We start from the raw sequence: 13,234 nt of genomic DNA on the forward strand, positions 1-13,234 counted from the left end.
AACATGGTCCGGATGGCGGAAGCTGGATTTCCGTACATTGTCGGTTTCCACAAGCGCGGCCGGATCGTCAGCGACAGGCTGTTGGAGCAGTTTGCGGATCTGGGGACCTACACGCGGCTCAAAGACAACCTGTATTACCTCGAGGTGCCTGATGACCGCGTAGAGGATGACGGGAAGACAGCCGGTGATCGGTACATTCTGTGCTACAACCCGGAGAAAGCCGCGCACGATGCCGCGTTCCGGGAGAGCGCGATCACGGAGGCAGAAGCAGGACTTGCGGCGCTGGCGGAACGATTGACACAGGCTCGGCGCGGCCGCAAGCCCACCAGCAAAGGCGTCATGCTCAAGGTGGCGGAGCTGCTGACGAAAAAGGGCGTCGAGGGGTTCTTTCACGTGGAGTACGAGGATGGCGTGCTCACGTATGGCCGGGATGAAGAAGCCATCGCCAAAGAAGCGTTGCGGGACGGGAAGTTCCTGATTCGCACCAACACGACCTTGCCCGCCGGGGACGTGGTGTTGTCTTACAAGACGCTGATGGGGATTGAGCGGTCGTTCCGGCAGATCAAGAATTTCCTCGAAGTGGGGCCTGTGTACCACTGGAACGAGAAGCGGGTTCGAGGCCACATCTTTGTCTGTGTGCTGGCGTACCTGTTCGAACAGGAGATGCAGGTTCTGTACCGCCGGCAATGGCAGCGGGACGCGGAAGCGGCGGCAAGGATGGAGGACGAGCAGGAGCGAGCGAAGGTCCAGGCGGAGCTCGAAGCCCGCTGGTACACCGGAGAGGCGATGGTACGGGAACTGAGGCGGTGGCAGGCGGTGCATGCCTCGTTTTTGGACAAGGAGTTTCTGAGCGTCACGAAGCCATCCGACCGTGTGAAGACCATTCTGGCCAGCCTAGGGATTCCGGTGCCGCCCCAGACGGTGCACATCTCGGAATCGAAACCGACAGCCAAGGCCGAGTAGTGTCGGCCACCCGGAAACAGAACCCGGGAACAGAACCGATACTTGCGCCAAGCCCCGCAGGGATGCGGGGCTAAAGTGCGTGTGGTACAAACTTGGGCCTACAAACCCGCGTCACATCAAGGGTGGTGTCAAACTTGAGCTTCATTCTTGCACTTTGGGATGCCCTTGGGGGGGATTCAGATGGCAGATACCCTTCCTCAACACACCAACGGAAGAACGCCTGGGATATTCGCGACGAAGGTTGTAGTATGTGGCGGACTTATCGCGGAGGGCGGCGAAATGGGCGGCAACCCGCCCGCTTGAGGGCGAGGGTGTCAGGCCACGCATCAGGATGCTCGCGGCAGAAGGCGGACACGTGCTTCCGGTAGTCCTGCATGGTGCGAAGCGACCGCCCTTCGGATTGCTTGGTGCATAAGAATTCGTCAAACGCTGATTGCCATGAGATGGACATGAAAATAGCGGCCTCCCTTCGAACCGAGGGTGCCGCAGTCGCTGGTTTAACGCAACGGTTTTGCAAAAAACGAAGCGCACAAGGAACGGACAAATGCGGACATCCAACGCCCGAAACGCCTTGTGCGACGCGGACTTTTCCTTCTGGCGGAGAGGGTGGGATTCGAACCCACGGTAGGCTTGCGCCTACGGCGGTTTTCAAGACCGCTGCCTTAAACCACTCGACCACCTCTCCATGATACAACCCATCCAAAACCATCTGTGGAGCGGAAGACGGGATTCGAACCCGCGGCCCTCGCCTTGGCAAGGCGATGCTCTACCCCTGAGCTACTTCCGCACGGTGGTGAGCCATCCCGGACTCGAACCGGGGACACCCTGATTAAAAGTCAGGTGCTCTGCCAACTGAGCTAATGGCTCACTCGCGTCCTTAGAACATGGGAAAAAGCCGATGGCTGCCACCCGCACGCAGCCTTTGACACGGTGAGGAGTATAGCACATCCCGGGCTGCATCGCAACCGGTGTTTTCTCCCCTGCTGCAGGATTTCTTTCCCCTGCTGTCAAATGTTATTTTTATAATGGAACGATCATGCGCGGGAGGTGGCAGCGCAGTGGGCATCGTCGAGTGTTACAACCGGGAACAAGGGCTCATTGGGTTTTTGGCGTATGCCGATCTCGCCCGGCTCATTCACCAAGTGCTGCGTGATCTCGGCTATGCGCCGCGCGGTTTCGAGATGCATCCTCCCCGCATTTTGCCCGACGGGTCCATCGCCGACATGATCATCAAAGTCCAAGCCAAGACGGACGATTGCGGTCAGGAAGGGCGCGAGTTGCTCCCTCATCTCCTGCAAGCTGTTTCCTCGCATACCGGGGTGACGCCGTTGGCGTGGATCCAATTTTGACCATACCCAGGTTCATCATCCCGGGGACGGAGCCAAAAGTTGTACCTCCACGGCCGCACGGCATCATACCCCATGGCATCATACCCCATCAATCATAGCGGATGCGCGGATCGATGAATACGTACAGGATGTCGACCAGCAGGTTGAACAACACCACCAACACGGCGGTGAACAACACCGTCCCCATGATCACCGGGATGTCCAACTGGCTGATGGCTTCCGTGGCCAGGCTCCCCAACCCGTTCCAGTTGAACGTCACTTCAATCAAGACGACACCCGACAGCAACGTGCCGATATCAATCCCCGCCACCGTCACGACCGGGATGAGGGCGTTGCGGACGACATGCCGCCAGATGACGCGTTGTTCCGACGCGCCCTTGGCGCGCGCGGTCCGGACGTAATCCTGGCCGAGCACCTCGAGCATCGAGGATTTGAGCAACCGGGTGTACACCGCAGCGCCCGTGATACCGTACGTGAGCGCCGGCAGGATGAGATGGCGGATGCCGCCGGTGCCTCCCAGCGGGAAGACGGGCAGCTTGAACGCGAACAGGTACAGCAACACCTCTCCCAGCCACGGCACGAACAACGAGATCCCGACGAGGGCGAGCGCGCTCACCGCATAGTCGATCCATGTGCGGGCGCGGCGGGCGGTGTAGATGCCGAGCGGGATGCCGATGATGAGCTCCGCCAACCAACAGGCGACCGCCAACAGCACCGTGCCTCCGATGCGCTGGCCAATCAACGAGGCCACCGGCATGTTGTAGACGTAGGACGTGCCGAGATCGCCGTGGAGCAAGCGCCAAACGTAGTGGATGTACTGCACGGGCAGCGGCTGGTCGAGACCGAGTTGATGGCGCACCTCGGCCACAATCGCCGGCGACGCTTTCGCGCCGACGATGAGACGAGCCGGGTCCGCCGGGACCGCGAAGGCGATGATGAACGTGACCAAGGAGATCCCGAAGAGGACCACCACGGCCGCCCCCAGCCGCCGAACGATATATGACAGCACGTATGCTCCCTCCTTAACTGACGCACCACGACCTACATGGACGCACCATCGTCTTACGTCAGCCGTGCGTCGTCGTCCGCGGATCGAAGATGTCGCGCAGGCCGTCCCCGAGCAGGTTGAAGCCGAGCACCGCGATGAGCAAGGCTGTGCCGGGCGCCCACATCATCCAAGGGGCAAAACGGTACGTCAACAAGCCTTCCGAGACCATGTTGCCCCAGCTGGGCGTCGGGGGCTGCACACCGATGCCGAGGACGCTCAAGCCTGCCTCCGCCAGGATGTTGAACCCCACGCTCAGCGCCGCGAGCACGATGACGGGACCGAGGACGTTCGGGAGGATGACCCGAAACAGGATGCGGGCCGTGGACGCGCCGATGGCGCGCTCGGCCTGGACGTATTCAAACGACTTGACGGCGAGCACCTGCCCGCGCACGACGCGCGCCATGGTGCCCCACCCCTGCACGCCGATGGCGATGAACACGTTGGTGACGCTCGGCTGCAGCACGGCGACGAGCGCCATGGTCAACAGGAGGAACGGGAACGCGAGCACGACGTCGGTCAAGCGCATGATGACAGAGTCAATCACGCCGCCGAAGTAACCGGAAATGAGTCCGAGCGTCGTCCCGATAACCAAGCTGATGAACGTCGCGAAGATGCCGACCTCGAGGGAGACGCGGCTGCCGTAGATGAGCCGGGAGAGCTCGTCCCGGCCGACGTCGTCCGTCCCGAGCAAGAACTGGTGGTTCGGCGCCACCGGCATCCCGTCCGGCGTCAGACCGTTGGCGAATTGTTTCGTCGGATCGTACGGAGCCAGCCACGGCGCGAACACCGCCACCACAATGAGGACAAACACGATGAACGACCCCAGATACACCATGGGATACTCGCGTATGGATTTGACCAACGCACGCCCGATGCCCCGTTTGCGCTCCGCAGCTTGGGTGAGCGATCCGTTCGGCAACACGGTGGACATTTCTCCGCCTCCTTCCTTCCCGCCCGGCTCCATCAATAAAGATGGCATGCGACATAGTGGCGGGGCTTGACCTCGCGCCACGCCGGCACCTCCGACCGGCACACGTCCATCGCCACCGGGCAGCGCGTGTGAAACGGGCAGCCGTGCGGCGGATTGGCGGGACTTGGCACATCTCCGCGCAGGATGATCCGCTCCCGCTTCGCGTCCGGGTCCGGCACCGGCACCGCCGACAAAAGCGCCCGGGTATACGGGTGCAGCGGATCGACAAACAACACCTCCGCGTCGGCCAACTCCGCCATCCGGCCGAGATACAGAACCAGGATCCGGTCGCTGATGTGCCGAACAACGCTGAGGTCGTGCGCGACGAAGATGTAGGTCAAATCGAACTCGTCCTGCAGGTCTTCGAGCAGGTTCAACACCTGGCTCTGCACGGACACGTCGAGCGCCGCCACCGGCTCGTCCAACAGGATGAGCTTCGGCTGCAGGACGAGCGCCCGCGCAATGCCGATGCGTTGGCGCTGGCCGCCGGAAAACTCGTGCGGATAGCGTTTCGCATAGTCCGGATCGAGCCCCACGCGTTCCAAGAGCCAGCGCACCCGTCGCTTTCGCTCCGCAGGGGTATGCAGCCTGTGGACAATCATCGGCTCTTCCAAGGTGTAGCCGATGGAGTAGCGTGGATTGAGCGACGCATAAGGGTCCTGGAACACAATCTGCATCTGCCGCCGCATGTGGCGCAACGAACTTCCGGACAGCCGCAACAGGTTCTCGCCCTCGAACCAGACCTCGCCTGCGGTGGGCTCGATAAGGCGCAAGATGCTGCGGGCCATGGTCGACTTGCCGCAGCCCGACTCACCCACGACGCCGAGCGTTTCGCCGCGTTCGACCTCGAACGATACGCCGTCGACCGCCCGCACGTAACCGACGGTCCGCTGCAGGACACCTCTCCGGATGGGAAAGTACTTCTTCAAATCCTTCACGCGCAGCAACGGTTCTGCCATCATCGGGCCTCCTTCACCGGCGCGTGCAGCCAGCAGCGCACGTCGTGGCCCGGCTCCACCATGACAGGTTCAGGGTCCTGTGCGCGGCAGACGTCCATGGCGTGCGGACACCGGGGTGCAAACCGGCACCCGCGCGGCATGTTGCGCAGCGACGGAACGTTGCCTTCAATGGGTGTAAGCCGGGTGCGCGGCCCGTCCATCCTGGGAATGGAGTTGAGCAAGCCGATGGTGTACGGGTGCTGCGGATGCTTGAAGATCTCACGCACCGGGCCTTGTTCCACAATCTGTCCCGCGTACATCACCGCGACGCGCTGGCACATCTCCGCGACCACCCCCAGGTCGTGGGTGATGAGCAGGATGGATGTCCCGTGATCCCGGGACAACCGGCGCATCAAATCGAGGATCTGCGCCTGGATGGTCACGTCGAGCGCGGTGGTCGGCTCGTCGGCGATGAGCAGCTTCGGGTTGCACGCCATGGCGATGGCAATCATCACCCGTTGCCGCATGCCGCCGGACAGCTGGTGCGGGTAATCATCCACCACCTCTTCCGCCCGCGGGATGCCGACCTCCTGCAACAGTTGAATGGCCTGTTCCCGCGCCGCGCGTCCAGTCAATCCCCGGTGCAGGAACAGGCTCTCGCCAATCTGCGTGCCGATCCGCTGAACCGGATTCAATGAGGTCATCGGCTCTTGGAAAATCATACTGATGTCGTTGCCGCGAATGCGGCGCATCTCCGCATCGGGGATGGCCAAGAGATTCTTGCCACCATAACGCACCTCGCCGCTGACCTTCGTACCCGGGCCGAGCAGGCGCATGATGGCAAGCGATGTCACGCTCTTCCCGCACCCCGACTCGCCCACCAAGCCCAGGGTTTCCCCTTCATCAATATGGAAGTGGATGTCGTGGACCGCCGGGTAGTACCGCTCGTCGATCCGAAAATCGACGCGCAACCCCCGAACGTCGAGCACCTTGGCCAATGGATTCACCTCTTTCCGCCAGGAACGACCGTAACGCGTCATTGCACCCCGCAAGCGCAGCGCAGGCGTCCCCCTGCGCCCTGAATAGCAAAACAAAAACATAGGATTAAGCCCAATCGCTTGGCCAGAACGCTCGCTGCGACTAGTATATCAATCATCCGCATGGGCTGAACATCGAATTTCTACCTCTAACGGCAAGGTTCGGCCCTACCCCGCTGGTTTCTCCGCCGGCCGTGAACGACGAATCCATTCGGCGGGAGCTGTCCATGCGATGTATTCTTTGTCCAAGCTGTGTTTACACTCATGAACATGAGACGACCAACGGATCTGCTGTGGTTGTGGCTGATCTGTATGGCACCCCTGCTTCCGGGTGCCATCCCGCTCCCAACGGGCGGCGCCCCGCAGGAGAGGGTGCAGACCACCCTGGCCGTGTTTGAGCGCCTCCGCCGCATCCCGGTCGAGGCGGTGGCGCACAAGACGCTGGGCGAATTCACCCTCACCGCGTACAGCCTCGACGCGCAATCGACAGGCAAGCACCCTGACGATCCCGGCTTCGGCATCACGTTTTGCGGCACGCGGGCCACGTTCGGCCGTACGGTGGCGGTCGATCCGCACGTGATTCCGCTCGGCACCCCGCTCTACATCGAAGGAATTGGCTGGCGGGTGGCGGAAGACACCGGCAGCGCGGTGAAAGGGCGGCACATCGACATCCTCATGCCCGACGCCGTTTCCGCCATCCGGTTCGGCGTGCGGCGCCACGTCAACGTGGCGGTGGTGCCGTGGACGACGGCTGAATTTGCAAGTACCGCCGCAGCGACGCTGCAAATTCTGGAAACAGGTGCTGCAGCTGCCGCACGGCATCGGCCACTTCTTCCGCCGTCAGCTGCAGGTAGTCGCGGACCAGGCGGGAGCGAAACGAGAGCGCGGCTGCGAACGCTTGCGAAAACGACCGTGAGACCACGCCCTCTTCCGCCAACACGCGGATCATATCCGCATACCCGCCAGGCTCACGCATCACCAACGCGTCGATGACCGTGTTCGCGGCGTCCAGCGCGCTTTCGATGGCCACGTGCAGGGCGCGCTCGGCGGCGAGGCGCAGCGTGACATCGGACGCAAGCGTTTCACCCTCCTCCTGCAAGGTTCGCGCCGCTTCCGCCAGCCACGCTGCGCACCGCTCCATCGTGGCCAGGTATGCCTCCACCTTACCGCGCAGTGCATCGGTCACAAACACAACATCCCCTCCTTTGCGTTCATGCTGCAGCCATGTCGAATGCGTTCTTGCTACCTTCTCTTTTTTCCTCTTTTCCCCGCCAAACAACTCGGTTTCCTTGCGGATCGCCGTACAGTATAATAGGTGACGGCAGTTTGGCAAAGAAACGCTTCCACCTCTGCCTTGGGCCGTGCGCCTCGTGCGCGAGGCCCCGTTTGTTGCCCGAACGGCTCTGTGGAGTGCATGGACAACGCGTCGACCACGGCGTCGCTTCCATTCGGTTTGAAGGACAGAAGCATCCGCATCTGCCCGCTCTGTTGGACCTCATGTGCTCACCACGGTTCGGCTGCCCGATGGGAAACAACAGGCAGAAGGCAGAGCCCTTGGAAGGACAGAGTTCAGGCGAAGAGGAGTGGAAGAACGCATGTTGGATCAACTTTCGTGGAAAGTTGGCGGGCAACAGGGAGAAGGTGTCGAGAGCACCGGCGAGACGTTCGCGATTGCGCTCAACCGCCGTGGCTACTACGTCTACTCCTTCCGTCACTTCTCCTCGCGCATCAAAGGAGGCCACTCCAACGACAAGGTGCGCGTCAGCCTGGAGCGGTACCGCGCCAGCACGGAATACACCGACGTGTTGTTGGCGTTCGATCAGGAATCCATCGACCTCAACGTCGGCGAGGTGCGGCCGGGGGGGTGTCGTGATCGCGGATGCCAAGTTCAACCCGACGGCCCCGGAGCACGTGCGCCTGTTCCCCGTGCCACTCACGCAAATCGCCGAAGCGTGCGGTTCGGCCATCATGAAGAACATGGTATCGCTCGGCGCCTCGGCCTGTGTGCTCGGCCTGCCGGTGGACATCTTCACGGAGGTCGTCGTGGAGCGGTTCAGCCGCAAGGGGCAAAAAGTGGTCGAGCAGAACATGCAGGCCATCGAGCGCGGTTACGCATATATGCGCGATCTCGGTGGTGCCTTGCCGGAGTTCGCCCTCAAGCCGGCCGAGCCGCGGCGCCACCTGTTCATGATGGGCAACGACGCCATTGCGCTCGGCGCCTTGGCGGCCGGGGCACGGGTGATGCCGGCTTACCCCATCACTCCCGCGTCCGACATCATGGAATCCCTCATCCGCCGCTTCCCGGAAGTGGGCGGCGTCGTCGTCCAGACCGAGGACGAGATCGCGGCGCTCACCATGGCCATCGGTGCCGCGTACGGCGGCGCGCGCGCCTTCACCGCCACCTCCGGGCCGGGCTTGTCGCTCATGATGGAAGCCATCGGCCTCGCAGGCATGACGGAGACCCCGGTGGTCATCGTCGACACGCAACGCGGCGGGCCGTCCACCGGCTTGCCGACGAAGCAGGAGCAGTCCGACCTGTTGGCGGCCCTGTTCGGGAACCACGGCGAAATCCCGAAGATCGTCCTCAACCCGGCGACGACCGAGGAATGTTTCACCGTCATGGGCAAGGCGTTCAACCTGGCCGAGTACTACCAATGCCCCGTCATCGTCATGACCGATCTCGCCCTCTCCTTGAGCAAGCAGACGACCGACTGGCTGCGCCTGGAGGACATCGAGATTGACCGCGGGCTCGTGGTTGCACCGGAAGAACTGGCCGACCTGCCGGTACACCACGAGTTCAAACGCTACGCCATCACCGAGTCGGGCATTTCGCCGCGCGTGTTCCCGGGTGTCAAAGGCGGCCTGCACCACGTCACCGGTGTCGAGCACATGGAGACGGGGCGCCCGAACGAGACGCCGGCCAACCGTGCCAAGATGATGGAAAAACGCATGCGCAAGCTGCGCGGCGTGGAGTTGCCGGGCAGCGTCGTGCGCACGGGCGATGCGCAGCCGGATGTCGCCATCGTCGGGATTGGCTCGAGCATCGGACCCATCGCGGAAGCGGCCGCGCGCTTGCGCCAACAGGGTTACCGGGCGGCGCATGTGCACGTCCACGCCTTGTTGCCGTTCCCGGTGCGGCAACTGCAGGAGGCCATCGCGGACGCCAAGCAAGTCGTGGTCGTGGAGAACAACGCCACCGGCCAGCTGCGCCATTTGATGTCGTTCTTCGGCGTCGAGCACCCGCGGGTGTCCAGCCTGCTCAAGTTTGACGGGACGCCGTTTCTGCCTGTGGAGATCTACAACCATTGCAAGGGGATGATGTGATCATGGCGACGGTCAAGGACTTCCGCAACGACGTGCGGCCGAACTGGTGCCCGGGGTGCGGTGACTTCTCCGTCCAGGCGTCCATCCAACGCGCGCTCGCAGCCCTGGGCAAAGAGCCGCACGAGGTGGCCATCGTCTCGGGCATCGGCTGCTCCGGGCGGATCTCCGGTTACATCAACGCATACGGCTTCCACGGGGTGCACGGGCGCGCCTTGTCCACCGCGCAGGGGCTGAAACTCGCCAACCGGAACCTGACCGTGATTGCGGCAGGGGGCGACGGCGACGGATTTGGCATCGGCCTCAATCACTTCATGCACGCCGTCCGCCGGAACATGGACATCACGTATATCGTGATGGACAACCAGATCTACGGCCTGACCAAAGGCCAGCACTCGCCGACGAGCGCGCACGGGTTCAAGGCCAAGACGACGCCGTCCGGCAACATCGAGAACGCCATTGTCCCGGCGCAGGTGGCGCTCGCCGCAGGCATCACGTTCCTGGCGCAAGGTTTCTCGAGCGACGTCAACCAGCTGGTGCGGCTCATCCAGGAAGCCATCCAGCACCGCGGCTTCGCGCTGGTGAACGTGTTCAGCCCTTGTGTCACGTACAACAAGATCAACACCTACGATTGGTACAAGGAGCACATCCGCAACCTGGACGAGATACCGGATTACGATCCGACCGACCGTGCGGCGGCGATGAAGATGGTCGTGGAGACGCACGGGCTGTGCACCGGTCTCATCTACAAGGACGAGCACAGCGTACCGTACGAAGACCAGATCCCCGGCTATCGGGAGGAGCCCATCGCGTTCTCCGACATTCACATGGATCCGGCGCTGTTCGAGAAAACCTTGCGGGCGTATGCCTGAACGGTTCCGACCGGATGTGACATCCGTTTTACCCTTCGCGCCTTTGCGTCATCCACCAACGCCAGAGCTCGGCGTAGACATCATCGAGCACCAGCGGGCTGACACCTGGCCACGAACGCAGGTCTTCCGGCCGCGGCAGCGGCCGGAAGACCCGTACATCCACCGTCTCGGCATCCTCCGGGCGCGCGCGGACGTCGCGCAGCGAGCCCTCGAATACCCACTTCCACGCTGTCCCGCCCGGCTTGGTGTACGCGTACTCCGCCACCCAGCGCATCGGTCCCAGCACCGCGCCCGCCTCCTCGGCCGCTTCGCGTCGTGCCGCGGCTTCCGCGGACTCCCCTGGTTCCAACTTGCCCCCCGGCAACTCCCAGCCGCGGGTGCGGTGTCGAACCCACACCCAGCCATCCTCGAATTCCGCCAGCACGAGCACCGCTTCGGGGGAATGGCGATGCGCCGGGTTCATATGAAATCCGAATGCCGGCCGAATGATGCCATGCTCCACGCAGGCTCTCCCCCTTTTGCCAGACATGCATGGTACAATGCTCCTGGAGGTGTTTCCCGCTTGCGCTCGTTCTTCCGTTGGTTGTTGTATCTCGGCCTGTCCGTCTGGTTGGGCTCCGCGGTCTATTTTTCGTTTTTCGTGGCGGCCAAGGTGTTCTCCCGCCTGTCTGAGGACGAAGCGGCGAACGTGGTCCAGTTGTTGTTTCCTGATTTCTTCCTGTTGTGTGCGGTCGCGTCCATCCTGGTCCTGCTCCTGTACACGGCGCTCGCCGGCAGGACGCCGCGCATGGCCTTCTGGGTTGGCAACGTGTCGGCATGGGCGGGCGCCTTGGCTGCGTCGGCCAATCGTTGGCTGATCCTGCCGCACATCGAGCGGATTGAACGCGCCATGGGCCCCGTCAGCCGCGCGCCGCAGGCGCAGCTGCGCCAGTTCGGGATGTGGCACGGGGTCTCCATGTCCCTCGACCTGCTCGGTATCGTGGCCGCCGCCCTCATCGCGCTGTGTTTGGCCATTCAGGCGGAACAACGCGATCACGGCCGCCTCTGGTAAACCACCTCATCCGCCAAGCAGGGTGTCCGGAACGACCGCCAAAGGGGGTCTCTGAGGTTGCCGCATGAAGTTCCACCGCATGCATTCACGAGCGTCCGCGTGCCGTCAGGTTGTTCTCTGTTGCGCAAGGAAGAGTATGAATACCGGACCGCGCACAACCGCTACCGCATCGAGCTGTTCCAAGAACAAAGCGGCGCTTGGTACGCGGTCGCCGTGCCCTTGGAAGGGGAGCGGCTCATCGTGTACGGATCGCCCGTCGTCGCTTCCGCCGCCGACGCCTTGCAAGCCGTCGTGGACAAGATCACCCGCGAATCGCCGCTGCTCGAGGGAATTGCCGGCGCGGGCGCCTTCCGAAAAGATGAAGAGCAACCCGGTACAGAAGCTGGCGAGCACAGAGATGAAGGTGCCGCCCGTTAGCGGGCGGCACCGCAAGCCCGGCCTCTCACCACCATTTCCCAAACAGCCAACCGATGATGATGCCGACCAACGCGCCGGCGACGACCTCCCTCGGTTCGTGCCCGAGGATCTCCTTGAGGCGTTCGCCTTCCTGGGTGACCGAGGTCTCGAAGCTCATGTTCGATTGTGCCATTTCGAGCGCAAGCCGGTTGAGCAACACCGCGTGCTCCCCGGCGTGCCGGCGGATGCCGCCCGCATCGTACATCACGATGGCCGCAAATACGACCGCCGTCGCAAACACCGGCGACTGCGGGCCGACGACGATGGCCAGCGCGCTCGTCAACGCCGCCACGCCGGCTGCGTGCGAACTGGGCATCCCCCCCGCATCGATGACCTTGTGGAAGTCCCAAGCTTTGTGCGTCAAATAATGGATAGGGACCTTCAGTGCCTGCGTGAAGAGGATGGCGGTGATGGCCGCCATCAACGGCGCGTTCCGCCACAACCCCCACAGAAACGCAAGGACATCCGTCCGCATGAACAAATCCACACTCCCTGCACCGCCCGCAAGCCTGCCTCGCGCATCCTTCCCACCAAAGAAGGATGTACGACCACCGGACTCGCCCACCGCCGGCGGTGTCCCTTCGTTCACCACCGCCACAACACGTTCAACTCCATGGTACCACATTCCCGCGCCAGCCCCAATCGGCTGTTCGCCGGTACATGGACATCGGCATCATCCAAGGTGCAACACGTGCGGCAGATGCCTGGGCGAGACAGGCTCGCGTTCCATATATTGAAGGAGGCCGAAGTGTGGCGATCCGACGTTTCGCTGCCACTGCACCGGGACCGCCGCACGCCATCGCGCGTGTGCACACGAGAAGGGAGAGCAGCGATGATCACGGTCTATCCCGTTCCGATGGAGAACTTCACAGCCATCGCCATCCACGTCCAACTGCCGAAAACCGACCTGTTGATCCTGCGGACAGAGGGCGGATATGTGATGTGCGGCGCCCTCGACATTGGCTTATTGCGCGATAAGCTGGCAGACAGAGGTATTGTCGCCGCACGGGCGGTCGGCGTCCGCACCATCGACGAACTCCTGCACGGCCATGTGGAATCCTGCACCCAGGCGGCCGAAGCCCTCGGCATCCGGGAGGGGATGCCTGTCCGGGAGGCCTTGGCGCGGATGCAGCGTGCTGCCTCCGCCACGGCGGCGCAGGCGTAACGGCCTGCGCCCGCCTGGCGCCCGCCTGGCCTCCAGGGTGGACAGCCGGAATCGCCTCCGAGCA

Annotated in this window: 13 protein-coding genes, 3 tRNA genes and 2 pseudogenes; 8 read left to right on the forward strand and 10 right to left on the reverse strand. The window is 63.0% G+C overall.

Annotated features, from left to right (window positions below; all coding sequences use genetic code 11):
• Positions 1 to 963, forward strand: a 963-nt coding sequence (locus IEX97_RS01990) for an IS1634 family transposase (RefSeq protein ID WP_444541804.1), incomplete at its 5' end; no start/stop codon positions are given.
• Positions 964 to 1,558: 595 nt separating this feature from the next.
• Here the strand turns inward: IEX97_RS01990 and IEX97_RS01995 are convergent.
• From IEX97_RS01995 to IEX97_RS02005, 3 genes are all read right to left on the reverse strand, one after another.
• A tRNA-Ser gene (locus IEX97_RS01995) sits at positions 1,559 to 1,648 on the reverse strand.
• A 27-nt stretch (positions 1,649 to 1,675) separates the two neighbouring features.
• A tRNA-Gly gene (locus IEX97_RS02000) sits at positions 1,676 to 1,750 on the reverse strand.
• Between the two features lie 4 nt (positions 1,751 to 1,754).
• Positions 1,755 to 1,830: transfer RNA gene (locus IEX97_RS02005), tRNA-Lys, on the reverse strand.
• Positions 1,831 to 2,021: 191 nt separating this feature from the next.
• On the opposite strand from IEX97_RS02005, the gene IEX97_RS02010 reads away from it, so the two are divergent.
• Positions 2,022 to 2,312, forward strand: a complete 291-nt coding sequence (locus IEX97_RS02010; RefSeq protein WP_188880846.1) for a hypothetical protein — start codon at positions 2,022 to 2,024, stop codon at positions 2,310 to 2,312.
• 88 nt (positions 2,313 to 2,400) lie between these two features.
• Here the strand turns inward: IEX97_RS02010 and IEX97_RS02015 are convergent, their stop codons facing one another.
• Genes IEX97_RS02015 through IEX97_RS02030 form a run of 4 tightly spaced genes read right to left on the reverse strand, consistent with a single transcriptional unit; the run spans position 2,401 to position 6,308 of the window.
• Positions 2,401 to 3,321, reverse strand: a complete 921-nt coding sequence (locus tag IEX97_RS02015) for an ABC transporter permease (RefSeq protein WP_188880847.1) — start codon at positions 3,319 to 3,321, stop codon at positions 2,401 to 2,403.
• 58 nt (positions 3,322 to 3,379) lie between these two features.
• Positions 3,380 to 4,291, reverse strand: coding sequence for an ABC transporter permease (locus IEX97_RS02020; protein ID WP_188880849.1), 912 nt, complete (start codon positions 4,289 to 4,291; stop codon positions 3,380 to 3,382).
• Between the two features lie 32 nt (positions 4,292 to 4,323).
• Positions 4,324 to 5,289, reverse strand: a complete 966-nt coding sequence (locus IEX97_RS02025) for an ABC transporter ATP-binding protein (protein WP_188880850.1) — start codon at positions 5,287 to 5,289, stop codon at positions 4,324 to 4,326.
• Positions 5,289 to 6,308, reverse strand: a complete 1,020-nt coding sequence (locus IEX97_RS02030; protein ID WP_188880851.1) for an ABC transporter ATP-binding protein — start codon at positions 6,306 to 6,308, stop codon at positions 5,289 to 5,291. The genes IEX97_RS02025 and IEX97_RS02030 overlap by 1 nt, the downstream gene beginning before the upstream one ends.
• A 309-nt stretch (positions 6,309 to 6,617) precedes the next feature.
• On the opposite strand from IEX97_RS02030, the pseudogene IEX97_RS13975 reads away from it, so the two are divergent.
• Positions 6,618 to 6,980, forward strand: a pseudogene (locus IEX97_RS13975) (3D domain-containing protein); the annotation flags it as partial.
• A gap of 46 nt (positions 6,981 to 7,026) precedes the next feature.
• On the opposite strand, the gene hepT reads toward IEX97_RS13975, so the two are convergent.
• Complete coding sequence (gene hepT, locus IEX97_RS02040; protein WP_188880852.1) at positions 7,027 to 7,497, reverse strand: type VII toxin-antitoxin system HepT family RNase toxin; 471 nt, start codon at positions 7,495 to 7,497, stop codon at positions 7,027 to 7,029.
• A 403-nt stretch (positions 7,498 to 7,900) separates the two neighbouring features.
• Between hepT and IEX97_RS02045 the strand changes: the two are divergent.
• Together IEX97_RS02045 and IEX97_RS02050 are read left to right on the forward strand one after the other, a co-directional pair.
• Positions 7,901 to 9,629: pseudogene (locus IEX97_RS02045) on the forward strand (2-oxoacid:acceptor oxidoreductase subunit alpha).
• 2 nt (positions 9,630 to 9,631) lie between these two features.
• Positions 9,632 to 10,498 (forward strand): 2-oxoacid:ferredoxin oxidoreductase subunit beta, encoded by an 867-nt coding sequence (locus IEX97_RS02050; RefSeq protein WP_188880853.1) that lies wholly within the window; start codon positions 9,632 to 9,634, stop codon positions 10,496 to 10,498.
• Between the two features lie 28 nt (positions 10,499 to 10,526).
• On the opposite strand, the gene IEX97_RS02055 is transcribed toward IEX97_RS02050, so the two are convergent.
• On the reverse strand, positions 10,527 to 11,000 hold the full coding sequence (locus tag IEX97_RS02055) for an NUDIX domain-containing protein (RefSeq protein ID WP_308426174.1): 474 nt from the start codon (positions 10,998 to 11,000) through the stop codon (positions 10,527 to 10,529).
• Positions 11,001 to 11,060: 60 nt separating this feature from the next.
• Here IEX97_RS02055 and IEX97_RS02060 point away from each other — a divergent pair, with 60 nt between their 5' ends.
• Both IEX97_RS02060 and IEX97_RS02065 read left to right on the forward strand, forming a co-directional pair.
• Positions 11,061 to 11,549 (forward strand): DUF4149 domain-containing protein, encoded by a 489-nt coding sequence (locus tag IEX97_RS02060; RefSeq protein WP_188880855.1) that lies wholly within the window; start codon positions 11,061 to 11,063, stop codon positions 11,547 to 11,549.
• Between the two features lie 57 nt (positions 11,550 to 11,606).
• The gene (locus tag IEX97_RS02065) at positions 11,607 to 11,966 is read left to right on the forward strand and encodes a hypothetical protein (RefSeq protein WP_188880856.1); all 360 of its coding nucleotides are present in this window, start codon (positions 11,607 to 11,609) and stop codon (positions 11,964 to 11,966) included.
• Between the two features lie 25 nt (positions 11,967 to 11,991).
• Here IEX97_RS02065 and IEX97_RS02070 read toward each other — a convergent pair whose 3' ends face one another.
• Positions 11,992 to 12,480 carry a divergent PAP2 family protein gene (locus IEX97_RS02070; RefSeq protein WP_188880857.1) on the reverse strand — a complete coding sequence of 163 codons (489 nt, stop codon included), beginning with the start codon at positions 12,478 to 12,480 and terminating at the stop codon, positions 11,992 to 11,994.
• Positions 12,481 to 12,837: 357 nt separating this feature from the next.
• On the opposite strand from IEX97_RS02070, the gene IEX97_RS02075 reads away from it, so the two are divergent.
• Positions 12,838 to 13,170, forward strand: coding sequence for a YunC family protein (locus IEX97_RS02075; RefSeq protein ID WP_188880859.1), 333 nt, complete (start codon positions 12,838 to 12,840; stop codon positions 13,168 to 13,170).
• Positions 13,171 to 13,234 lie beyond the last annotated feature (64 nt).

This window comes from Paenalicyclobacillus cellulosilyticus, from assembly GCF_014647315.1.
Lineage (GTDB): Bacteria > Bacillota > Bacilli > Alicyclobacillales > Alicyclobacillaceae > Alicyclobacillus_J > Alicyclobacillus_J cellulosilyticus.

Excerpts from the sequence above, each read along its gene's own strand:
- IEX97_RS02025 (WP_188880850.1), bottom strand. The coding sequence starts at position 5,289 with ATGGCAGAACCGTTGCTGCGCGTGAAGGATTTGAAGAAGTACTTTCCC.
- IEX97_RS02030 (WP_188880851.1), bottom strand. The coding sequence starts at position 6,308 with ATGACGCGTTACGGTCGTTCCTGGCGGAAAGAGGTGAATCCATTGGCC.
- IEX97_RS02070 (WP_188880857.1), bottom strand. The coding sequence starts at position 12,480 with ATGCGGACGGATGTCCTTGCGTTTCTGTGGGGGTTGTGGCGGAACGCG.
- IEX97_RS02075 (WP_188880859.1), top strand. The coding sequence starts at position 12,838 with ATGATCACGGTCTATCCCGTTCCGATGGAGAACTTCACAGCCATCGCC.
- IEX97_RS02020 (WP_188880849.1), bottom strand. The coding sequence starts at position 4,291 with ATGTCCACCGTGTTGCCGAACGGATCGCTCACCCAAGCTGCGGAGCGC.
- IEX97_RS02050 (WP_188880853.1), top strand. The coding sequence starts at position 9,632 with ATGGCGACGGTCAAGGACTTCCGCAACGACGTGCGGCCGAACTGGTGC.